Annotated in this window: 19 protein-coding genes; 11 read left to right on the forward strand and 8 right to left on the reverse strand. The window is 58.8% G+C overall.

Going from position 1 to position 23,218, the window contains the following annotated elements:
- Nucleotides 1–3 precede the first annotated feature (3 nt).
- Nucleotides 4–567, forward strand: a complete 564-nt coding sequence (locus ACFC20_RS06975; protein ID WP_375192365.1) for a hypothetical protein — start codon at nt 4–6, stop codon at nt 565–567.
- Here the strand turns inward: ACFC20_RS06975 and ACFC20_RS06980 are convergent.
- From ACFC20_RS06980 to ACFC20_RS07000, 5 genes are all read right to left on the reverse strand, one after another.
- Nucleotides 564–1,130, reverse strand: a complete 567-nt coding sequence (locus ACFC20_RS06980; protein WP_375192366.1) for a PIN domain-containing protein — start codon at nt 1,128–1,130, stop codon at nt 564–566. The two genes, ACFC20_RS06975 and ACFC20_RS06980, sit on opposite strands and share 4 nt — an antisense overlap.
- A gap of 6 nt (nt 1,131–1,136) precedes the next feature.
- Nucleotides 1,137–1,589, reverse strand: coding sequence for an excisionase family DNA-binding protein (locus ACFC20_RS06985; protein ID WP_375192367.1), 453 nt, complete (start codon nt 1,587–1,589; stop codon nt 1,137–1,139).
- Between the two features lie 101 nt (nt 1,590–1,690).
- Entirely contained in the window at nt 1,691–2,092 is a 402-nt protein-coding gene (locus tag ACFC20_RS06990) for a hypothetical protein (RefSeq protein WP_375192368.1), read from the reverse strand.
- A gap of 57 nt (nt 2,093–2,149) precedes the next feature.
- Nucleotides 2,150–2,545 (reverse strand): hypothetical protein, encoded by a 396-nt coding sequence (locus ACFC20_RS06995; protein ID WP_375192369.1) that lies wholly within the window; start codon nt 2,543–2,545, stop codon nt 2,150–2,152.
- On the reverse strand, nt 2,538–4,037 hold the full coding sequence (locus tag ACFC20_RS07000) for a type VI secretion system PAAR protein (protein ID WP_375192370.1): 1,500 nt from the start codon (nt 4,035–4,037) through the stop codon (nt 2,538–2,540). Before ACFC20_RS07000 ends, ACFC20_RS06995 begins: the two co-directional genes overlap by 8 nt.
- A 207-nt stretch (nt 4,038–4,244) precedes the next feature.
- Here ACFC20_RS07000 and ACFC20_RS07005 point away from each other — a divergent pair, with 207 nt between their 5' ends.
- Entirely contained in the window at nt 4,245–7,484 is a 3,240-nt protein-coding gene (locus tag ACFC20_RS07005; protein ID WP_375192371.1) for a type I restriction endonuclease subunit R, read from the forward strand.
- Here the strand turns inward: ACFC20_RS07005 and ACFC20_RS07010 are convergent.
- Complete coding sequence (locus tag ACFC20_RS07010; protein ID WP_375192372.1) at nt 7,479–7,967, reverse strand: DUF2505 domain-containing protein; 489 nt, start codon at nt 7,965–7,967, stop codon at nt 7,479–7,481. The two genes, ACFC20_RS07005 and ACFC20_RS07010, sit on opposite strands and share 6 nt — an antisense overlap.
- A 168-nt stretch (nt 7,968–8,135) precedes the next feature.
- Between ACFC20_RS07010 and ACFC20_RS07015 the strand changes: the two genes are divergently transcribed.
- From ACFC20_RS07015 to ACFC20_RS07030, 4 genes are all read left to right on the forward strand, one after another.
- A complete protein-coding gene (locus ACFC20_RS07015; protein ID WP_375192373.1) occupies nt 8,136–9,488 on the forward strand; it encodes an adenosylmethionine--8-amino-7-oxononanoate transaminase in 1,353 nt (450 codons plus the stop codon).
- Nucleotides 9,489–9,532: 44 nt separating this feature from the next.
- Nucleotides 9,533–10,267, forward strand: a complete 735-nt coding sequence (locus tag ACFC20_RS07020) for a 16S rRNA (uracil(1498)-N(3))-methyltransferase (RefSeq protein ID WP_375192374.1) — start codon at nt 9,533–9,535, stop codon at nt 10,265–10,267.
- A gap of 374 nt (nt 10,268–10,641) precedes the next feature.
- Nucleotides 10,642–11,871, forward strand: a complete 1,230-nt coding sequence (locus ACFC20_RS07025) for a DUF445 domain-containing protein (RefSeq protein WP_375192375.1) — start codon at nt 10,642–10,644, stop codon at nt 11,869–11,871.
- 110 nt (nt 11,872–11,981) lie between these two features.
- On the forward strand, nt 11,982–13,031 hold the full coding sequence (locus ACFC20_RS07030) for an HDOD domain-containing protein (RefSeq protein WP_375192376.1): 1,050 nt from the start codon (nt 11,982–11,984) through the stop codon (nt 13,029–13,031).
- Here ACFC20_RS07030 and ACFC20_RS07035 read toward each other — a convergent pair.
- Together ACFC20_RS07035 and ACFC20_RS07040 are read right to left on the reverse strand one after the other, a co-directional pair.
- Nucleotides 13,014–14,375, reverse strand: coding sequence for a YihY/virulence factor BrkB family protein (locus ACFC20_RS07035; protein ID WP_375192377.1), 1,362 nt, complete (start codon nt 14,373–14,375; stop codon nt 13,014–13,016). The two genes, ACFC20_RS07030 and ACFC20_RS07035, sit on opposite strands and share 18 nt — an antisense overlap.
- Before the next feature lie 69 nt (nt 14,376–14,444).
- Nucleotides 14,445–15,392, reverse strand: a complete 948-nt coding sequence (locus ACFC20_RS07040; protein ID WP_375192378.1) for a D-2-hydroxyacid dehydrogenase — start codon at nt 15,390–15,392, stop codon at nt 14,445–14,447.
- 148 nt (nt 15,393–15,540) lie between these two features.
- Here ACFC20_RS07040 and tmpT point away from each other — a divergent pair, with 148 nt between their 5' ends.
- The 5 genes from tmpT to ACFC20_RS07065 all read left to right on the forward strand — a co-directional run bounded on the left by tmpT (nt 15,541) and on the right by ACFC20_RS07065 (nt 23,215).
- A complete protein-coding gene (gene tmpT / locus ACFC20_RS07045) occupies nt 15,541–16,194 on the forward strand; it encodes a thiopurine S-methyltransferase (RefSeq protein WP_375192379.1) in 654 nt (217 codons plus the stop codon).
- A gap of 289 nt (nt 16,195–16,483) precedes the next feature.
- Complete coding sequence (locus ACFC20_RS07050; RefSeq protein WP_375192380.1) at nt 16,484–18,406, forward strand: PrkA family serine protein kinase; 1,923 nt, start codon at nt 16,484–16,486, stop codon at nt 18,404–18,406.
- A 39-nt stretch (nt 18,407–18,445) separates the two neighbouring features.
- Nucleotides 18,446–19,735 (forward strand): YeaH/YhbH family protein, encoded by a 1,290-nt coding sequence (locus ACFC20_RS07055; RefSeq protein ID WP_375192393.1) that lies wholly within the window; start codon nt 18,446–18,448, stop codon nt 19,733–19,735.
- Nucleotides 19,732–21,291 (forward strand): SpoVR family protein, encoded by a 1,560-nt coding sequence (locus tag ACFC20_RS07060; RefSeq protein ID WP_375192381.1) that lies wholly within the window; start codon nt 19,732–19,734, stop codon nt 21,289–21,291. The genes ACFC20_RS07055 and ACFC20_RS07060 overlap by 4 nt, the downstream gene beginning before the upstream one ends.
- The gene (locus ACFC20_RS07065) at nt 21,278–23,215 is read left to right on the forward strand and encodes an alkaline phosphatase D family protein (protein WP_375192382.1); all 1,938 of its coding nucleotides are present in this window, start codon (nt 21,278–21,280) and stop codon (nt 23,213–23,215) included. Before ACFC20_RS07060 ends, ACFC20_RS07065 begins: the two co-directional genes overlap by 14 nt.
- The last annotated feature ends 3 nt before the right edge of the window (nt 23,216–23,218 follow it).

Genomic DNA, 23,218 nt, shown 5'->3' on the forward strand with positions numbered 1-23,218 from the left:
CCCATGATCCGCCTCCACTGCACCAAGAAACTGCTGGCAAAACTGCCACTGCACGCATCCGGTAGCCTCAAGCGCAAGCGACCGCTGCCATATGCCGCCAATGATGAGCCTGAAAGCCTGCTCAGCGGCTGGCACGCCAACCTGCTCACCATCCAGCGCCGCAACTGCGTGTTGTTCGTTCACAACAGCACCCGCTTTCCGGTGCTGGCCACCTGCCTGACCAAGCCGGACTTTGCGGAGCTGGACTGGTGGTTTCAGGATTCGCTGATGAACACGCTGCTCAAATCCGGTGCGAATGAGGTACAAATGAACGCGGCCGAAGGTGCCCTCGCAGAACTGGTTTGCGACTCGGAATGCGACCGTTCCGTGCAGGCAACCATGAACCGGATGGGGCAGGATCTGGAGTATCAAATCTGGCATGACCGGCTTCCGATCAGCGACCTGGCACCCTACAGAACCGGAGCGTGGTTAGCGGACAGGCCCTGCACGATTAAGGGCATCAAAGGCTGGATCTGGCCGCAGCGGGAGATGTTGGCGTTGTTAGAAAGGGTAAATCTCTGTAATTAGAGCAGCGCCTCAAACTCCCTGAGTTTGGAAACGGTCTGGGGCAACTGCTGTTTTTGCAGCACTGAGAGAAATTCTTCCACATTCAGTGCGGGGTTCTTGAGGTCCAAGCGCTGCTGTCGGATTTCGTAACAGCAAACCGAGGGTGCCATATCAATCTGATAGAAAATGAAATCGTCGGGGTGCAGGGTTTCGATACCATAGGGCGACAAAGCGGGCTCCGGGAAATCCTTCTGGTTGAAAGTAATGATCGCATCTGCATTGGCCCGAATCGCTGCAGCTAGAACGTGGCGATCATCCGGATCGGGTAAATTTAATGACTCGATCAACGACTCATATCCGGTAACTTTGGCATCCCGGACATAAAGATCCATCAGGTCTCTGGTCCGCTCAAGCCGATCTTCGGAGTGCTTGCCCTGTCGGAGCACCGCTCTGATCCACTCCCGGTGAATATCATCCGTCCAATGTGCCTTGAAGAGATCCGTGAGCGCCAGCCGCATTAACGTGTCCCGCAGAGGCGCGGGATAGAGAACGCAGGCATCGTAAACCACGGTAAATTTGCTCATCGGCGCTCAGTATCCCATGCCCTCACTCTGGGACAGCGCAGTTAACTCTGCCAGCGTTTCACGCCTTTGTCGGTCGATACTCTCTTTGTAGGTGAGTACATCGGTCAGCAAGACCCGCCTGTGAGCACCGACTTTGCGGAACGGGATATCTCCCTTTTCGAGCAGGCCAACGAGATATGGACGACTAACGTTGAGCAAATTGGCCGCCTCCTGCGTGCTCAATTCCTGATGATGAGGTATCAGGCTGATGGCATTCCCACGGGACATCTCCGAGAGCACATCCAGAAGAATCTGGATCACATGGCCCGGTAACACCAGCTCGTCGGTTTCACCATTGCTACCCCGCAAGGACATCTGAACCCGATCAGCGTTCGCGTACTTCGATAACGTCCGGCTGGATATTTTTGCCTGTTCCATCTCTGCCTGAGTCGGCAAATGGACTACTTTCTGGGCCGTCATGGCATTCATCTCCACGAAATTCCGGGTTAGAAGTATTGACCTAGACTTTACCACAAACGAAACAACCGAAAGTAGTGAAATATTCGAAACAGATTGTGCCTTCAAAGGGTCGCAGTGATTTGCATAAATATACCCGCCAGCAGAACAACCACGAGCGTTCCGTACATCGACAACACAGGCACCAGGCACCAAGCTTGCCAGGACCTCGGCAGCGAAATATATGGGTCACCCAACATGGATGCACGCTTGTGGCAGAAACGAGACGAACAATTACGGAAAACGAGGAACGCAAAGACATGACTGCATCTGACGAAGCGGCCAACAAGCGCTTCTGACCAGATCTCGCCGACACCGGAAAGACTGCCAGAACGTGTCGAGACTCGTTGTTCTATTTTTTTTGCATAGCGAAAGCCCGTGGTCACGGTCACAAAGATGAACAACAGGCTTAGCAAAATGCCCCCTGCAACCACATACGCTGCGCAGATTCGCCATTCCTCACTCACGGTTGCGCGTCCCAACTCCAAAGACGAGCTGCCTCTGACCAATTGCCTGTCCAGGCCTCATTTCGTAGATTGAATCATCAGATTGGTGGCCAAGGTGATCATGACTGCGAGATACATAAGTAGCATTGGCGTTATGACCCAGGCCTGCCACTTTCGCGGCAATGGCACGGCCGGATCGCCCAGTAAAGACGCGCGTTGCTGGAAAAACGGATAGGGAATCGCGCGGAACATCAGATAGGCAAAAACATTGCTGCTTCTCATCAATCGCCCGATGAGCTTTCCTTGCCAAATGTACCTTGCGGCTGAAATACCTCCTCTTTCAGTCGCGACAAGATCTTCTATTAAAGATACATAGCGGAACCCAATAGTAATTATGACAAGCAACGGTATAAGACCAACAAAAAGACTAAAGTACCCTATGTGGGCAAGCACATAGGTCAGTTGGTCACTCATCGCTCCGAACCTCGTAAACCAATTGGCCTGCACCGGCCCCTGCATCACCCATGATTTTTCCGCCTGCCGCACCACCGATACCGGCAGCGATAATTCCGCAGGCCACACCGCCTATCCCACCCGTGCCAATGCCCACCACTGTACACAAAACAGGCGCTATTGAAGCTCCCACGGCACCACCAATGGCAGAACCCGCAAATCGTCCGGACTCGACGTAGGCCACTTGCTCGCACTCATTCGCTCGCCCAGTCGAACACGCTTCGTAAATCTTGTACCCAGCCAGCCCAGCATCCAATGCAACAACCAATCGCCCGCCATGCTCCACAAACCGTGCAGCGCCTGCCGCTTTTGAATAGTGTGCTCCATAGCCCGGAATCGGCCCGACGCCCGCTTCTTTCCAGTGATGAACCGTGCCTTTGGTTGAAAGCCCCAGGGCCCTCTTCAACTTGGGATTGTCATCGAGCGAAAGACCTTTCCGCGCCATATTCCCAAGGGCGAAATCCAGTTTGGTGAATAAGGCTCGGCGTTGCTCGTAAAATTCCGGAACGTTCAGCCTACCGTGTTTTCTGAAGGTATTCTGATACAGCGCCTCAATATCCTTCAGAGTCATATTGATGCTCTTGATCTGCTGGCCAATCATCGCCGCGCCTGCACCCATCCCGGTCGCCGCATTCGCCGTCATCAGTTCCAGAAGGTCGTAATGATCCACGATGAACTGAGCCTCCTGCTCGCTCAGTTGTCGCACCTCTTGATTCACTTGGGCCGCCACGGTCATCAGGTCATTTTCTTCGACCGTGCATTCCAGGCTTTCAGGATCGGCAATAACGATCATTTCTCCTGGCAAAACTCGGTTGCCTAGCCCCGGGTTCAGACGCTCAAAATTGTCAGGTTTCGCAGATGCATCACCATAAAGCCGAGACAACAGCTCGTTACGGCTCATGGGTTCGCGAACGACATGGAATCCTGGCTCACTCAGATCCCGATTATCATCGGCATCAGGATGACTGGTGTTTAACGTTCTATTTGTTCCGGGCGAAGTCGCGGATAATGAGTTGGTCGGAGAAGCCAAAGATTCAGCCTTGCCTATCGGGTTCAACTTTTCTGGCGTCGCCCGAACAGGCTCACCGGAAGTCGCGGGAGCTTTTGCCGCTCTTGGAGTAGGAGTAGTGGGAGATACCCCCGAAAACGGCGCCGGCGTGTGAGTATCACCAATCAGCACAGACCCGGAACCAATCGTCACACCACCGCAGGAAATGGCACCACCGGTCACGGCGGCCGGTTTGCCATTGATCATGACCGTGGCAGAACCACCGGTGATGGTCCGGGGATGGGGTGAATGCTTCGGTTTGGAATGAGGTGCCAGCGGGTCGCCCACGCGGGCAGCGGGCTTGCCGTCAATCAGCACATCCGGGGAGCCAGCAATTACCGGCGTGGGCGGGAAACCTTCGTGGTCGGAGCCGAGGTCTCCGAGCAGAACAATGGCTTTACTCATGTCGCATCCTTTGCGTTTTGCTGAGCCATCCTGGCTCTGTGAGTGAACAGGCGCAGTTTATACGCAAGCGCCCGCCCGGCCAAATTCTGCGATTTCAGAGTGAGATGCCGTCGGGCGGGCAAAAAATGGCTACAATCAGGTAACATGCTAATAAACCATGCGGATTCAGCCAGTCCGGGACGCCAGATCACGCAGTAAGGATAGGGAATGCCCAAGTTCACCGAGGACAAACTGGAACAGGCCATTATCGCCCTGTTGGGTGAACAGGGGTTTCCGCATACGCCGGGCCCTTCCCTTTCACGTCCACCAAACGACGTTCTTATCCGTGACGACCTGCGGTCTTTCCTTGCCAGCCGTTACGCCCAGGACGGCATCACCGAGCATGAGATCAGCACCATCATCAATCGGCTGGACGCCCTCTCTGCCTCGGATCTTTACGCCTCCAACAAGACCATCCACAAGTGGGTGGCCGACGGCTTCCTGCTGAAGCGGGAAGACCACACCCGGAAAGATCTCTACATTCAACTGATCGATTACGCAGGGCTTCCGGAGCAGCGGGAACCAGGACACGGCGAGGTGGATACGCTCATTGCGGATGATGCCGAGGGCTACCGCACCGGCGGCAATATCTACCGGGTGGTTAACCAGTTGGAGATTGACGGGCTGGAGAAGCGCATTCCCGATGCCATTCTGTACATCAACGGCCTGCCGCTGGTGGTGTTCGAGTTCAAAAGCGCCACCCGCGAGAACGCCACTATCCACGATGCCTGGAAGCAGCTCACCGTTCGCTACGCCCGGGATATTCCGGAGCTGATGAAGTACAACGCCCTGTGCGTGATCAGCGATGGGGTGAACTCTCGACTGGGTTCGCTGTTCGCGCCCTACGAGTACTTCTATACCTGGCGCAAAGTGACCGGTAACGAAACCATCGAGCAGGACGGCATTAACGCACTGCACACCATGATTCAGGGGTTGTTTGATCACACCCGGTTGCGGGAGGTGATCCGGCATTTCATCTATTTTCCGGACAAATCCCACCGGGAGGAAAAGATCGTTTGCCGCTACCCTCAGTTCTACGCCGCCGGCAAGCTGTTTCGGAATATTCTGGAACACCGAAAACCGGAGGGAGACGGTAAGGGCGGCACCTACTTCGGGGCAACCGGCTGCGGCAAGAGCTTTACCATGCTGTTTCTCACCCGACTGCTGATGAAAAGTGTGGACTTTGAAAGCCCTACCATTGTACTGATCACCGACCGAACGGATCTGGACGACCAACTCTCCGGCCAGTTCACCAACGCCAAGGAATACATTGGCGACCAGACGGTGATCAGCGTGGAGAGCCGAAGCCACCTTCGGGAGCTTTTGAAGGGCCGCACCAGTGGCGGGGTGTTTCTGACCACGATCCACAAATTCACCGAAGACACCGAGCTGCTGACGGATCGCTACAACGTGATCTGCATTTCCGACGAAGCCCACCGCAGCCAGATCAACCTGGACCAGAAAGTCCGGGTGACCGAAAACGGCGTCCGGCGCAGTTACGGCTTTGCCAAATACCTCCACGACTCCCTGCCCAACGCCACCTATGTGGGCTTCACCGGCACACCGATCGACGCCACACTGGATGTGTTTGGCGAGGTGGTGGACAGCTACACCATGACCGAATCGGTCAAGGACGAGATCACCGTTCCCATCGTTTACGAAGGCCGCGCGGCCAAGGTGATTCTGGACAACGAGAAACTGCAGGAAATCGAGGCCTACTACGACCAGTGTGCGGAAGACGGTGCCAGCGAGTACCAGATTGAGGAGAGCAAAAAAGCCAGCGCCAACATGAGCATTATCCTGGGCGATCCGGACCGGTTGCGGACGCTGGCGAAAGATTTTGTTCATCACTACGAGCAGCGCGTAGAGGAAGGCGCCACCGTCAAGGGCAAGGCCATGTTCGTGTGCAGCAATCGCTCTATTGCCTACCAATTCTGGCAGGAACTGATTGCACTTCGGCCCCAGTGGAACGAGGTGTTGGTGTGCGAGCCCGGCGCCCGGCTTTCTGACAAAGACCGGAAAGAAATCAAGCCCATAGAGCGGGTGAAACTGATCATGACCCGGGGCAAGGATGACCCCAAGCCGCTCTGGGACATGCTGGGCACCCAGGAATTCCGTAAGGAGCTGGACCGCCAGTTCAAGAACCCGAAATCCAACTTCAAGATTGCCGTTGTGGTGGATATGTGGCTAACCGGTTTTGATGTGCCGTTTCTCGATACCCTCTACATCGACAAGCCCATTCAGCGCCACAACCTGATCCAGACCATTTCACGGGTCAACCGCAAATTCGAGGGTAAGCACAAAGGTCTGGTGGTGGACTACATCGGCATCAAGAAGCAGATGAACCTGGCCTTGGCCCACTACAACAAGGCGGACCAGCAAAATATCGAGGAGATCGAGCAATCCATCATTGTGGTGAAGGATCACCTGGACCTTCTGAACAAGCTGTTTCACAAGTTCGACGCACGCGGTTACTTCAAGGGTAGCCCGTTGGAGCAGCTTAATTGCTTGAATCAGGCCGCCGAGTTCGCCCAACTTACCGACAAGATTGAAAAGCGCTTTATGGCGCTGGTGAAGCGCCTGAAGGCGGCCTATGACATCTGCAGCGGCTCGGAGGGGGTCACGCAGGCCGAGCGGGATCGCATCCACTTTTATCTGGCCGTTCGCTCCATAGTGTTCAAACTGACCCGGGGCCACGCCCCGGACACCGCCCAGATAAACGCGAAAGTGAGGGAGATGATGACCGAAGCCCTGAAAGCCGACGGCGTGGAGGAAGTGTTCAAGCTGGGTGAGGACGGTGCCGAGGCGCGCAACATTTTCGACGATGACTACCTGGCCAAGATCGAGAAGATCAAACTGCCCAACACCAAGATCAAGCTGCTTCAGCAACTGCTGGCGAAAGCCATCGAGGATTTCAAACGGGTGAACAAGGCCCGGGGCGTGGATTTCAGCAAGCAGTTGCAGAGCCTGGTGGAAAAGTACAATGAGCGCAAAGAAGTCGATGTGCTACGCGGAGAGGTGGTCGAAGATTTTACCAATGAGATCATCGATCGGTATCTGGTAATGATCCAGAACTTGAAGCAGGAGGTGGGGTCGTTTGCCGATATTGGCATAGACCTGGAGGTCAAAGCCTTCTACGACATCCTCAAAGACCTTGCCACAAAATACGACTTCACCTACCCGGAAGAGAAACTGGTTCCCCTCGCCGAGGCGGTCAAATCCGTGGTGGACGACAAAGTGAAGTACACCGACTGGAACCAGCGTGATGACATCAAGGCGGAACTGAAAGTAGACCTCATCCTTCTGTTAGGAAAGCATGGCTATCCACCCGTGGACCGGGACGAGGTCTACAAGGAAATCTTTGAGCAGGCGGAGAACTTCAAAAAATATCGCCCTTCCGTTCTATAGCAACTGGCGGGTGGCCTCGTATTCACGCTCAATCTTGGCGTGAGAGTCATCCGCCAGAAACCTCGCAATCTTCTTGCCCAGCAGGGGCACATCACAACGCACGTTCAGGGTTACCCGATTGGTACAGGTCTCGCCCTGCTCCCGCAGTTGCATCATGCCCTGGATCTTCGCAGGCACGCCCTCGATGCGTACCCGGAACTCGCAGTGCCATTCGCCGTCGCTCTTGCGAAACCAGTGCTCTTCCTGACGCACCTGGTTCCACTCACGATGGAAACTGGCCAGTACGCCCGGAACCGCCAGTGAGCTGGTCACTTCCCGCTCGATCACCAGTTTGCCTGAGGATTCATCACGGGCCCGTTCAGCGACACGCACGTTGCGGGCCCCCAGCTGCGCATTCTTTTCGTGGATGTGAGATTCATCAAAAAATGCGCCGAGCACCCGGTCCAGCCGGGCGTTGTAGGGGTGTTCAAACTCCAGTTCCATCAGCGACTCCTCGTTGTTTTCAGGGAATTCTGCGATGGCCTGCCTCCAGCGGCATTGGCCGCCCGGTCGCACCCGGATGGCACGGTGGCCAGCACGCGCTGTTAACTGTAATATCCGCATAGGTTAACCGCCGATTTTCCAGAACCGACCGTCTGACGGAGATTTAACATGCGCAATGCCGACCTTGTGGCACGTGGCCTCAAGTCCGTGTGGCACCCCTGCACCCAGATGAAAGACCACGAAAAAACCCTGCCCCTGGTGCCGATCAAACGGGGCGAGGGCGTCTGGCTGGAGGATTTCGAGGGTAACCGGTTTATCGACGCGGTCAGCTCCTGGTGGGTCAACCTCTTCGGCCATGCCAACCCGAGAATCAACGCTGCCATCCAGAAGCAGATCGGCGAGCTGGAGCACGTCATACTCGCCGGATTCACCCACGAACCGGTGGTAAGCCTGTCCGAGCGCCTGATTGAAGTGACGCCGGACGGCCTCAACAAATGCTTCTACGCCGACAACGGCTCCTCGGCCATCGAAGCGGCCCTGAAAATGAGCTTTCACTACTGGAAGAACCAGGGCAAACCCGGCAAGAAGAACTTCGTGAATCTGAGCAACAGCTACCACGGAGAAACCCTGGGCGCCCTGGCCCTGGGCGATGTCTCCCTGTACAAGGACACCTACCAGCCCCTGCTGATGGAGGTGCTCACCGCGCCCTCCCCCGACGCCTTCAACAAAGAAACCGGCGAAACCGACGAGGCCTACGCCCTGCGCCAGTTCGAGGCGATGGACAAGCTGCTGGCCGAGAAACACGACGAAATCTGTGCCGTGGTGGTGGAGCCCCTGATCCAGTGCGCAGGTGGAATGCGCATGCACCACCCGATCTACCACACCAAACTTCGTGAGGCCTGCGACCGCTACGGCGTGCATCTGATCGCCGACGAAATCGCGGTCGGATTCGGCCGCACAGGCACCCTGTTCGCCTGCGAGCAGTCCGGCATTACCCCGGACTTCATGTGCCTGTCCAAGGGTCTGACCGCCGGCTACCTGCCGCTGTCGGTGGTGCTGACCACCGACCAGGTGTACGACGCCTTCTACGACGACTACGAAACCCTCAAGGCTTTCCTCCACAGCCACAGCTACACCGGCAATCCCATCGGCTGTGCGGTGGCCCTGGCCACCCTGGACATCTTTCGGGACGACAACGTGATCGAGAGCAACCGGCAACTCTCCGCCTGCATGGCCGAGTCCGTTGCCCACCTGGCCGATCATCCGCACGTGGGCGACATCCGCCAGCACGGCATGACCCTGGCCGTGGAAATGGTGAAAGACAAAGCCTCGAAAACGCTGTTCCCCTGGCAGGAACGCCGCGGTATCCGCGTGTATCAGCACGCCCTCACCCGCCAGGCCTTGCTTCGCCCCCTGGGTAATGTGGTTTACTTCATGCCGCCTTACGTGATCACCGAGGAGCAGATCCGCCACCTGGCCCAGGTAGCAACGGAAGGCATCGAGATCGCGGTCCGCGACTGAGGGCCGCCGGAACGTCAGCCCTCACCGCGTCGAGAGAACCGCCCATGCGCGTACCCCGGATTTACACCGACACTGCCCTCGCCGAGGGCGCCACTGCCGACCTGGACGACAACGCTGCCCAGCATGTCGGTCGGGTCCTGCGCATGCAGCCGGGGCAGGAACTACAGCTGTTCAACGGCGATGGCAACGACTACCCGGCCACCATCACCGCCGCCAGCAAAAAGCACGTGGAAGTCCGGGTGGGCAGCCCCCGGGCCAATCCCACCGAGTCCCATCTGGAGATTGTGCTGGGCCAGACCCTCTCCAAGGGCGACCGCATGGACTACGCGGTACAGAAGGCCGTGGAAATGGGTGTCACCCGCATCGTGCCCCTCACCACCGAACGCTGCGACGTAAAACTCAAGGGCGACCGCGAGGACAAACGCCTGCGTCACTGGCAATCGGTGGCCGTCAGCGCCGCTGAACAGTGCGGCCGGGCCCGGGTGCCGGATATCCTGCCGGTCATGAGCGTCTCCGAATGGCTGGAACACACCCGTGACTGCGACGTACGCCTGGTGCTGCACCACCGCACCGAACACGCCCTGAAAGCCATCATCCCACCCCAGCGCCTGGCCCTGATGATCGGCCCCGAGGGCGGCCTGACCCCGGAGGAAATCACCCAGGCCGAACAGGAAGGCTTCCTCCCCGTTGCCCTCGGCCCCCGCGTCCTGCGAACCGAAACCGCCCCGGTGGCCGCCATGGCCCTGTGCCAGTACCTCTGGGGCGACATCGGCGGCTGACCCACAACGACCGTACCGCCGTCTCACGCCGGCACCCAAGTCATTGACATAACGGGGGCCCCACAACATCATCCTGTTCAACCAAAACGTGGCAGCTAGCGATTTCAACCGCCCCGAAGAGGGCCTGCGCTGAAGTTTGCTCGAGCGGACGGGCAGGTTCTTGTGAAACCGTGCGGAGCCATGGGTGGAGTGCGAAGCACTGCACGGGCAAGCCAAGGATGGCTTGCCCAGGACCTTTGGCGCGACGCAGGAGCAATTAGCGCCAAAGGGCGGAGCCGAGCGTACACGGATGTATTCACAGCGTGTTTCACAAGAACCTGCCCGTCCGCTCAGACTCCAGAAGACAAAACAACATTGAAACTGCGAGTATCAGGATGACAAGCCTGCTAAGTACCCAAGAATTCTGGCAATACCTCAGCATCCCGCTGATTGCCGCCCTGATCGGCTGGACCACTAACTGGCTCGCGATCAAGATGACCTTCTACCCGCTGGAATTTATCGGCAAGCCGCCCCTGCTGGGCTGGCAGGGCATCATCCCCTCCAAGGCCCGGAAAATGGCCGCCATCAGCGTTGATGCCACCATCTCCAAGATCGGTACCGTGCGCGAGATCTTCCAGCAGATCGACCCAAAAGTACTGGCGGCGCACATCGTCCACAACGTCGATCCGCGCATTGAGGAATACGTGGACGAAATGATGCTGCGGGAATACCCCACGTTCTGGGAGAACCTGCCCTCGTCTGCCCGCAACATGGTCTACGACCGGGTCCGCAAGTCCACGCCGCAACTGGTGGACAACCTCGTTGAGGACATTTCTGACAACATCGAAGACCTGCTCGACATCAAAGGTATGGTCATCGAGCGCCTGGCCAGTGACAAACAGCTGCTGAACCGGATTTTCATCGAATGCGGCGAGGTGGAGTTTCGCTTCATCATCAACTCCGGCCTGTATTTCGGGTTCCTGTTCGGCCTGATCCAGATGGCGGTCTGGTATGTGTACCCGAGCTGGTGGGTGCTGCCGTTCTTCGGCCTGCTGGTGGGCTGGGCCACCAACTGGATTGCCCTGAACGTGATCTTCCGCCCGCTGCATCCGAAAAAGGTCGGCCCTTTCAAGGTGCAGGGCCTGTTTCTGAAGCGCCAGCCAGCAGTGGCCGAATCCTTCTGCCACATTGTGACCCACGAAATCCTCACCGTGGGCAACATTATCAACGCCATACTTGGCGGGCCCAGGGGCGACCGGGCCCGCAACATGGTGAAGAAGCACATCAAGCCCCTGGTGGACGAGACCGCGGGCATGGGCAAGGCCCTGACCCAGATGGCCTTCGGGCCCACAGGATTTGCCACTTTGAAGAATCAGGTCGGGGAAAAGGCCATCGAGATCTCGCAGACCTCCTTCAACAACCCTGTGTTCGAAAAGGACCGGGCCCAGGCGGTCGAGTCGATCATGGTGGAGCGCATGATCGCGCTCTCTTCTGAAGAGTTTCAGGACCTGCTCCGGCCCTGTTTCCAGGAAGACGAGATCAAACTGATCCTGGTGGGCGCTTTCCTCGGTTTTGCCGCCGGTGTCTGCCAGCTGGTGTTCGTCTTCGGCGAGTCCTTCTTCTAGATTTTTGACACCGGATTCCCGGGTTGAGCCTGTGCAAGAATGCGTCGTACCTCTATACTCATGAAAACGGAGGTTCACAACTTCGAGCAGGCTTGACCCGGAGGCAACGGATGCCAGGTTTTCTCTCCTGGATTTCAGGATTATTTTCATCACCCCAGCCCGCACCACCCACACCGGAAGTGCGCCTGTTCAACCCCTCTCCACTGAATCCGGAAATCGATTCCCCAGACCGGGCGGCCGACCTCACCCGACAACTGGAAGACCACCTTTTCTGCTGGCTGCTCGACTGCGAACCCACCGCCTTGCAGGCCGACCCTGCCGGGCTGGAAGAGGTTCTGGCAGAACTCGGGCGCCGCTTGCACAGCCAGGCCATGGAAGAGCTGCCAAGACAACCCATGAGCCTGCCGATGCTGATGCGGGCCCTGTCGGACGACTCCACCGACCGCCATAAACTCACCGACATCATTCTCCGGGACCCGTCCCTGACCGACCAGCTCCTGCAGATTGCCAACAGCCCGTATTTCCGGCCTGGCGACCACGTCATTGAATCGGTCGACCAGGCGGTGTTTGTGCTGGGTGTGGAGGGCATCCGTAACGTCATATCGGCCGCCGTTATGCGCCCGATGATGGCTGCCAGAAACAGCCGGGAAGCGCTTTTCGGCCAACGTTCCTGGCGCTGGGGACTGACCTGCGCCCGGGCTGCGGAGCTCATCGCCAAGATCCAGCATGAAGACACCAGCGCCCACTTCATGGTGGGGCTACTGCCTTCTCTGGCTTACATTACCGTCCGGCGGGAGCTGCAGCGTATCTGCCGCACCAATACAGGCAACAGAGAGCCGGAGCCGGCGCTGATTCGCCATGCCCTGGCGCGGTACCAGTGGGCCACCTGCCAGACCATTGCCAATGAATGGAATCTGCCGCCGAAGTACCACGCCTATCTGCTGGCCGCCGAGCGCCCTGTTCCCCTGTCGCGGCACACCCCTCTGACCGATGGCATGGTGATCGGAACCCGTGAGGTACTCAGGCATGCCCACCAGCGGAACCTCGCCGAAGAGGATCTGCCCACCGTATTGCGCCTGACCCCCGAACAGATCAGTAACGTGCGGCGGGCACTGCAGGTCATGCTGCGGGAAGGTGGTCGGTCAAACGTCCGAAGTTGAGGCCGCTTCTGTTCGAGCCTCGGTATTGTCTGGCCGTTCGGCACGGTGGCCGCGCAGGAGATCAGCGAAGCTGCGGCTCTCGTCGCCGCGCCGGATGCTGACCAGTTCCTCGGGAATCACCCGGGGCAGCCGGTCCACGACCCGGTCCTCATCGTTACGCACCACCCGCAACACCTCACCCACCGTAATCAGATCCAGCGAGCGTCCCGGGGCAAGTCGATCCCCGTTGCGCCCGGCCAGGATCAGCAGGCCTGAGCGGATCAGCTTGTCGCTGAGGGCCCGGGTCACTTCTCCGGGCACATTGAGAGACTGCTCCAGGACTTCCTGCTGCGGCGGCGGCCCGCCCTCGCTGAACGGCTTGGCAACCAGCCACATCATCGCCAGGGCCACACGTTCCTGCAGCTCCGGCGCCAGTTGCACCTGCTGCCGCTTGGCCACCGAGCCCGGATTCTGCAGGTAAAACGCGAGACTTGCGCCAAGCAGCAGGATCATCCAGTTGAGATAGATCCAGATCAGCAGAATGATACCAATGGCGAAACTCGAGTAGATGGCCGCGTACTTGGCCGAACCGGCCACGAACGAGGCAAACAGCATACCGGCTGCCTGCCAGGACACACCCGCCACCAGACCGCCAATAAAGGCGTAGCGCAGTTTCACCCGGGTGTTGGGCATGAACACATACACGAAGGTGAACGCCCCCACCACCAGGAAGAACGGGGTAAAGCGGCTGACCACCAGAATCAGCGAGCCAAACGGCTCGATTTCCATGAGTGTCTGGACAATGGTCGATGAAAAGATCGTGGCGCTGACACCGATGGCCGAAACCATCAGCAGCGGTCCCACCATGATCACGCTCAGGTAGTTGCTGAACCGCTGCGCCATGGAACGCATGTCCGGCACCCGCCAGATCATGTTGAACGACCGCTCGATTTTCTGGACCAGGGCGATCACGGTGTACACCAGCAGGGCCAGGCCTACAGAACCCAGCACCCCCACCTTCATGTTGTCAACAAACCCGAGAATGCGCTCCGCCAGCTCCACGCCCTGGGGCCCCAGGGGCTGCAGAAACTGGTAAAGGAAGGGTTCCATCCGCTGATGCACGCCCAGGGCCTTGAGCACCGAAAAACTCAGGGCCAGCAGCGGCACAATGCTTAGCAGCGTGGTATAGACCAGGCTCATCGCGTGGAGGGTGAGCTGGCCGCTGATGACATCTCGCACCATGGCATAGGCCGTGCGCCCGACCTTGTAAAGCCAGGTCCACGGCCAGTGCTGGGGCGGGTTGGAATTGAACAGAATCCAGTTTTCAGCAGCCTGGAGCCTGTCCTTCAATTGGAATGCAGCCACGCATCATCCTGCCGGTCAGTGTTTTCCTAAGCTTATCAGGCAACTGACAGTAAACAACCCGGGCCGGTATTATTTGGTGCTGCCGGACACCGACGCCAGGTTTTTCGCTGTGATTCCAACAATGCGCTGCCGAGCCTCACGGCTTGCCCAGGCCGAGTGCGGCGTGATGATGAGGTTGGGAATATCGTCGGCGAGCAGCGGGTTGCCGTTGCGGGGCGGCTCCTCAGTGAGCACGTCGAATCCCGCCCCGCCGATCTCGCCCGCGCGCAGGGCATCGGCCAGTGCCTGCTCGTTCACCAGGCCTCCCCGGCTGGTGTTGATCAGCAGCGCGTCCCGCTTCATCATCTTGAGCTCCCGCGCGCCGATCAGGTCCCGGGTTTCATCGGTCAGCAGGCAATGCAGCGAGAGCACGTCTGCCTGAGGGAGCAGTTCGTCCAGCGGAACCCGGGCATAACCATCCAGCTCGCCCGGGCCCTGCCCCGGTCGGGCGCCCAGCAGAACTTTCATGCCAAACGCCGCGGCACGCTCGGCCACGCCCTGGCCCAGGTCGCCGTAACCAACGATCCCGAGGGTCCGGCCCTCCAACTCCATGATCGGATGATCCATCAGGCAGAACATGTCGCTCCGGCCCCAGCGGCCGGCACGGACATCCCGGTCGTAATCCAGCAGCCGGGTGGCCAGGGCCAGCATCAGCGCCACGGTGTGCTGGGCCACGGTGGCCCGGCCATAATTGGTCACGTTCATTACCTGGACGCCATGTTCCTTCGCTGCGGCCTGGTCGATGTTGTTCAGCCCGGTGGCGACCACCGCGATGGTTTTGAGCTCCGGGCAGACCTGGAAATGCTCACGCCCCAGCACCACCTTGTTCACCAGCACCGTATCGAACCCACGGATCCGCTCCAGCACCTCACCCGGCGCTGTGTGCGGGTACTTGGTCAGCTCGCCGGTCACCGATTCGATGGGTGACAGATCCACATCATCGCCGAGGGTATTGGCATCCAGAAACACCGCTTTCATACTTTTCTCCTGAGTTCAGATAGCGACAGATTAAGTTAGACTGGAACAAACGTCCAAAACTCAGCATTTCCGGGCAGGCACCCGGGGTGAATCGGGTGAGCACGGGGTGAATAAAGAGTGAATACCGAGTGAAGACGGAGTAAACACTATGGAACATGAATTCTGGCATGAACGCTGGGCAAAAAAGGAAATCGGCTTCCATGAGGGCACGGTCAACCAGTACCTCTATGACCACTGGCCAGAGCTCGCCGGAAAAGGCACCGATGCCGTTTTCGTACCCCTCTGCGGCAAAGCTCACGATATGTGGTGGCTGCACGACCGGGGGCACCCGGTTATTGGTGTGGAACTGAGTGACATTGCCTGCAAGGACTTTTTTGAAGAGGCCGGCGAGAAAGCCAGGGTTCATCCGGGCGAGCCGTTCACCACGTTCCGGCACGACGATCTGCAGCTCTGGTGTGGCGACTTTTTCCAGCTGGTGCCCGACGACCTCAAGCATATCCGCCTGGTCTACGACCGCGCCGCCCTCATCGCGCTGCCGCCCGGCATGCGCAAGAGCTATGTCGACCACCTGACCGCCATCATACCGGACGGCACAAAAATCCTGCTGATCACCCTGGACTACGACACCGAGATCAAGGGCCCGCCGTTCAACGTGAGCGATGAGGAAGTGCGCGAACTCTACCAGGATGACTACAAAATCGAGCACATCCTGACCAACACCCTGGCGAAGGACCATCCGTTCACCAAGCGAAAAGGCCTGGAAAACGCCTCGGAAAGCGTGTTTCGTCTCACCAAACTATAGCGCCCACAGGCCCTCGCCCTCGCAGCCCGGCCGGAATGTGCCGGGCTACAAAAACCCCACAGCCCTCTAACATAATTTAATGAACCTTAACCACACGCCCACTGTCCAACTTCCCAACCGTGAACTAAGCTCAAGTTAAGCAAGCCGGCCACGAGTCATTCGCGCACAGGCTTGCAAGTATCCATTCCTTCCACCCATAACTAGACCAACCGCCCGGGCGGGCGGCACCGACTGCAACGGGGATATTGCGTGAACTGAAAGCTGAAGATACAGCGAGCGAGGGCAATCTATGAGCATACTGCAGCACTTCAAAGACCGGTATGAGAGTACCCAGGAAGAAGAATACAGCCTGGAGGAATACCTGGAGATCTGCAAAAAGGACCCAACGGCTTACGCCACGGCCGCCGAGAGAATGTTAATTGCCATCGGCGAGCCCGAACTCGTCGATACCTCCAAAGATCCGAGGCTTTCACGGATATTTTCCAACAAGGTCATCAAGCGCTACCCCGAATTCTCCGAGTTCTACGGTATGGAAGATGCCGTGGAAAACATCGTCTCCTTCTTCCGCCACGCCGCCCAGGGCCTGGAGGAAAAGAAACAGATCCTGTACCTGCTCGGCCCGGTGGGCGGTGGTAAATCCTCCCTGGCCGAGAAACTCAAGTCCCTCATGCAGAAGGTACCCTTCTACGCCATCAAGGGCTCACCGGTGAACGAATCGCCCCTGGGCCTGTTCGATCCGGCCGAAGACGCGCATATTCTGGAAGAGGAGTACGGAATACCGGCCCGCTACCTGAAGAACATCATGTCGCCCTGGGCGGTGAAACGCCTGCACGAGTTTGGCGGCGACATCAGCCAGTTCCGCGTGGTGAAAAAGTACCCCTCGGTACTGGACCAGGTGGGCGTGTCCAAGACCGAGCCGGGCGACGACAACAACCAGGACATCTCCGCTTTGGTGGGCAAGGTCAACATCCGCATGCTGGAGGACTTCTCCCAGGACGATCCGGATGCCTACAGCTTCAGCGGCGGCCTGTGCAAGGCCAACCAGGGCCTGATGGAATTCGTGGAAATGTTCAAGGCGCCGATCAAGGTGCTGCATCCGCTGCTGACCGCCACCCAGGAAGGCAACTACAACACCACCGAAGGCATGGGCTCGGTGCCCTTTGATGGCGTGATTCTGGCCCACTCCAACGAATCCGAGTGGCAAACCTTCCGCAACAACAAACACAACGAGGCCTTCCTCGACCGGGTATACATCGTCAAGGTGCCCTATTGTGTGCGGGTCACCGAGGAAATCCAGATCTACCGCAAGCTGCTCAGCAACAGCTCCCTTGATGGTGCCCCCTGCGCGCCGGATACCCTCGACATGCTGGCCCAGTTCTCGGTGCTCTCGCGCATCAAGGAGCCGGAAAACTCAAGCATCTTCTCCAAGATGCGGGTGTACGACGGCCAGAACATCAAGGACACCGATCCCAAGGCCAAGTCGATCCAGGAGTATCGTGACACTGCCGGGGTGATGGAAGGCATGGACGGGCTCTCGACCCGTTTCGCGTTCAAGATCCTCTCCAAGGTCTTCAACTTCGACACCACCGAGGTGGCCGCCAACCCGGTTCACCTGCTGTACGTGCTGGAGAAGCAGATCGAACAGGAGCAGTTCCCGCCGGAAACCCACGAGAAGTACCTGCGGTTCATCAAGGAATTCCTGGCACCGCACTATGTGCAGTTTATCGGCAAGGAAATCCAGACCGCCTATCTGGAGAGTTACAGCGAGTACGGTCAGAACCTGTTCGACCGCTACGTGACCTATGCCGACTTCTGGATACAGGATCAGGAGTACCGGGATCCGGAAACCGGCGAGATCCTCGACCGCTCCTCCATCAACGACGAGCTGGAGAAGATCGAGAAGCCGGCCGGCATCTCCAACCCGAAGGACTTCCGCAACGAGGTGGTCAACTTCGTACTGCGGGCCCGGGCCAATAATCAGGGCCGCAACCCGTCCTGGCTCAGCTATGAAAAGCTGCGCAGCGTGATCGAGAAGAAGATGTTCTCGAACACCGAGGACCTGCTGCCGGTGATTTCCTTCAACCCGAAAGCGAGCCAGGAAGATCAGAAGAAGCACAAGCAGTTCGTCGAGCGTATGGTCGATCGAGGCTACACGGAGAAGCAGGTTCGGCTGTTGGCCGAATGGTATCTGCGCGTTCGCAAGTCTCACTGAGTCAGTGACCATTCACTGAGCTGGAGTAACGCCATGGGAATGACCCACATAGTCGACCGGCGACTGAACGGTAAGAACAAGAGCGCGGTGAACCGGGAACGGTTCCTGCGCCGCTACCGCCACCACATCAAGAAGGCGGTGGCGGACGCGGTACAGAAGCGCTCGATCACCGACATTGAACGGGGCGAGAATGTCAGCATTCCATCCCGGGACATCGACGAACCCATCTTCCACCACGGCCAGGGCGGCAAACGGGAGGTGGTGCACCCCGGCAACCAGGAGTTCGTGGCCGGCGACACCATCCCCAAGCCCCAGGGCGGCGGAGGCCAGGGTTCCGGCCAGGGCAAGGCCAGCCCCGACGGTGAGGGGATGGACGAGTTCGCCTTCCAGATCACCCAGGAAGAATTCCTCGACTTCCTGTTTGATGACCTGGAGCTGCCCAACCTGGCCCGCAAGAAGCTCAAGGACACCGAAGCCTTCAAATACGTGCGGGCCGGCTTCACCAACCAGGGCGTCCCTGCCAAGCTGGATGTGGTGCGCTCGCTGCGCGGGGCCCACGCCCGGCGCCTGGGCCTGGGCGGTGCCCGCAAGAAGAAGATCCGGGACCTGGAAAAGCAGCTGGAAGCGCTGAAATCCGCGCCCGATGATCTGGACCCGGCGTTCAGCCACGACGACCAGATCAAGGCGCTGGAAGACGAGATTGCGCGCCTGAAGGCCAACGTGCGTCGCATCCCGTTTATTGACGAGATCGATCTGCGCTACCGGCAGCATGTGAAACAGCCAAAACCGGCCACCAGCGCGGTGATGTTCTGCCTGATGGACGTGTCCGGGTCCATGACCCAGATGCACAAGGACATTGCCAAGCGCTTCTTCATCCTGCTGTATCTGTTCCTGAAGAAGAACTACAAGAAAATCGAGGTGGTATTCATTCGCCACCACACCAGCGCCAAGGAAGTGGACGAGGAAGAGTTCTTCTACTCCCGGGAAACCGGCGGCACCATCGTTTCCAGTGCCCTCAAGCTGATGCACAAGATCATCGAGTCCCGCTACTCACCGGCCGAGTGGAACATCTACGCGGCGCAGGCGTCTGACGGTGACAACTGGAACGATGATTCGCCGGTGTGCGGCAAGATCCTGTCGGAGAATCTGCTGCCGCTGGTGCAGTACTTCGCCTACGTGGAGATCACGCCCCAGGACCACCAGATGCTCTGGTACGAGTACGAGAAAATTCACGAGCAATACCCCCAGAGTTTTGCCCTGCAGCAGATTGCAGACCCGGGCGAAATCTATCCGGTATTCCGCCAGCTGTTCGAGAGGAAAGCCGCATGACTGGAATCATGGACCGCCCGAATGCGCCGGAAAACGACCAGCCCAGAGCCAGGGAGCCGATTTCCACCAGCTCGGAGTGGACCTTCGAGCTGATCCGGCAGTACGACGAGGAGATCGCCAAGTGCGCCGCCGAGTTCGGGCTGGACACCTATCCCAACCAGGTTGAAGTCATCAGCGCCGAGCAGATGATGGACGCCTACAGCTCCGTGGGCATGCCCGTAGGCTACCATCACTGGTCGTTCGGCAAACAGTTCCTGAGTACTTCCAAGGGCTACCAGCGCGGCCAGATGGGGTTGGCCTACGAGATCGTGATCAACTCCAACCCCTGCATTGCCTACCTGATGGAGGAAAACACCCTGCCCATGCAGGCGCTGGTGATCGCCCACGCCTCCTACGGGCACAACTCCTTCTTCAAGGGCAACTACCTGTTCCGCACCTGGACCGACGCCAGCGCCATCATCGACTACCTGGTGTTTGCCCGCCACTACGTGGCCGAGTGCGAGGAGCGCTACGGTGTGGACGCGGTGGAGGAGATCCTGGACTCCTGCCACGCGCTGATGAACTACGGCGTGGACCGCTACAAGCGTCCGGCGCCGATTTCCGCTTCGGAGGAAGCCCGGCGCCAGAAAGAACGGGAAGAGTATCAGCAGCGACGCATCAACGATCTTTGGCGCACGATTCCGAAGCTCGACGAGGATGAGAATTCAGAGAGGCGTCGCAAGCGCTATCCGGAAGAGCCCCAGGAGAACATTCTCTACTTTATCGAGAAGAATGCACCTTTGCTGGAGACCTGGCAGCGGGAGATCATCCGCATCGTCCGCAAGCTTGGCCAATACTTCTACCCCCAGCGCCAGACCCAGGTGATGAACGAGGGGTGGGCCACCTTCTGGCACTACACCCTGCTGCACCGCATGTACGACAAAGGACTGGTGAACGACGGCTTCATGCTGGAATTCCTGCAGAGCCACTCGGCGGTGGTGTACCAGCCGCCGTTCAACAGCCCCTGGTATTCCGGCATCAACCCCTACACCCTGGGCTTCTCGATCTTCACAGACCTGCGGCGGATCTGCGAGAACCCCACCGAGGAGGATCGCCACTGGTTCCCGGACATTGCCGGCAGCAACTGGCTGGAGACCCTCCACTTCGCCATGAAGAATTTCAAGGATGAGAGCTTTATCCAGCAGTTCCTCTCGCCCAAGGTAATGCGCGATCTGAAACTGTTCGCCATCCAGAACGACGACCAGGAAGACGTGTACCGGGTAACCGCCATCCACGACGAACCTGGTTATCGGGAATTGCGGGAGAAACTCGCCCGCCAGTACAACCTCAGCTATCGGGAGCCCAACATCCAGGTTTGGAACGTGGACGTTCGCGGCGACCGCTCACTGACATTGCGTCACATCCCGGTGGATCGGGTGCCGCTGGGCGGCGAGACCGACGAAGTGCTCAAGCACGTACATCGCCTGTGGGGCTTTGATGTGCACCTGGAAAGCGTGGACGATGGCGCGGTGGTCGAGGAGCATCACTGCCCGCCCAGGGAGCTTGAGGAGGACTGAGCTGGACCCCGAAGGTACTCTGAGCCCGGTTCTGGCCGGGCCGCTACTTCGCCATGCTGCCCCGGAATTTGTCTGCTTCTGGCTGGTTACCCGGCAGAAGCAGGGCTTTCGTGTGCATATTGCCATGGGCGACGAAACGCTCGTGGACAGACCGGTCAGCGACACCGAGATAACCCGGCTTCGGGTTGGAGCCCATGCCTGGCTGAACCTGCTGGCGATCACACCGGACTCACCACTGCCCCACAATGCCCGACTCGAATACGACCTGGGCCTGCTGGATACCGAGGTTGCCGAAACGCTCTGGATCCGTAACTGGGCACCCCATCTGTGCCCCGATGGCCAGGGCCAACCAGGCTTCACCCTGAAATCCCGCCTGGACCGGATTCTTCACGGCTCCTGCCGCCGCCCCCATCATCCTGCCGCCGATGGCCTGGTGCGGGTTGACAAAGAACTGCAACAGGCACGGCAGCTCGAGGAAGTACCCTCGCTGCTACTGATGACCGGCGACCAGATCTACGCCGATGACGTGGCCGGGCCCATGCTGCACGCCATCCAATGTGTGATTCACCGTCTGGGCCTATACCAGGAACACCTGGAGGGCGCTTCCCTGAGCCACAGCCGTGAGCTGGGTTCGGTGGCCAACGCCTATTATCATCGGGACGCCTTGCTGCCGAAATCGGAATTCAACGAGGACCTGACCGAGCGCTTCTTCGGCGGCGTGCGCAAACCGGTGTTCACCACCGCCAACGCAGGCAACCACTTGATCTCCTTTGCCGAGGTGATGGCCATGTACCTGCTGGTGTGGTCGCCGGTGCCCTGGCAACTGGTCACCGACGCCGAGCCCGTAAACCGGCCGGACGAACTGGAGCGCTACCGCAGGGAACAGCGGGCCATTGACGATTTCCGAAATACCCTGCCCCGGGCGGCCCGGGCCCTGGCCAATGTGCCGGTGTACATGATCTTCGACGACCACGATGTCACCGACGACTGGAACCTCTCGGCGCTGTGGGAAACCACGGCCTACGAGCACCCGTTTTCCCGCAGGATCATCGGTAATGCCCTGCTCGGTTACCTGCTTTGCCAGGGCTGGGGCAACCGGCCTGAGGGTTTTGAAGATCTGATCGAGCAGTGCCAGACGCTGTTTCCGGAAACAAACAACCAGGACGAACTGGACAGGGTCTGTCAGAACGAGCTGATCGACCGGCTATTCCACTTCGGACAATGGCACTACAGCCTGCCAACCTCGCCCAGACTCGTGGTGCTGGACACCCGTACCCACCGTTGGCGCAGCGAAAGGCGCCGGAGCCATCCATCTGGCCTTATGGACTGGGAATCGCTGACTGACTTTCAGCAGGAAGTCATGGGCGAAGACGCCGTGGTTGTGGTATCACCGGCGCCCATGTTCGGGGTGAAGCTGATCGAGCTCATCCAGCGGGTATTCACCTTCTTCGGCAAACCACTGCTGGTAGATGCGGAGAACTGGATGGCCCACCGGGGTGCCGCCAGCGTGCTGCTGAACATCTTCCGGCATCCCCGAACGCCCCGCCACTTCGTGATCCTGTCCGGGGATGTGCACTATTCCTTTGCCTACGATATTCGCCTGAGACACAAGAGCCGCGGCCCGAGAATCTGGCAGATCACAAGCAGCGGCATCAAGAACGAATTCCCCAACAACCTGCTGGAATGGCTCGATCGGCTGAACCGCTGGCTGTTCGCGCCCTGGTCCCCCCTGAACTGGTTCACCAAACGGCGCCGGATGTGGATTTCTCCCCGACTGCCAGAAGGCCGGGACGCCGGCGAGCGGCTCTGGAACCACGCTGGCATCGGCGACCTCCGGCTGGATGAAACGGGCGCACCCACCGCCATCCGCCAACTCAATGCCGAGGGCGACGGGACGATTTTCCGGCAACGGGAACCGGATTGATCG

Source organism: Marinobacter sp., assembly GCF_041984545.1.
In the GTDB taxonomy this organism is placed as follows: Bacteria; Pseudomonadota; Gammaproteobacteria; order Pseudomonadales; family Oleiphilaceae; genus Marinobacter.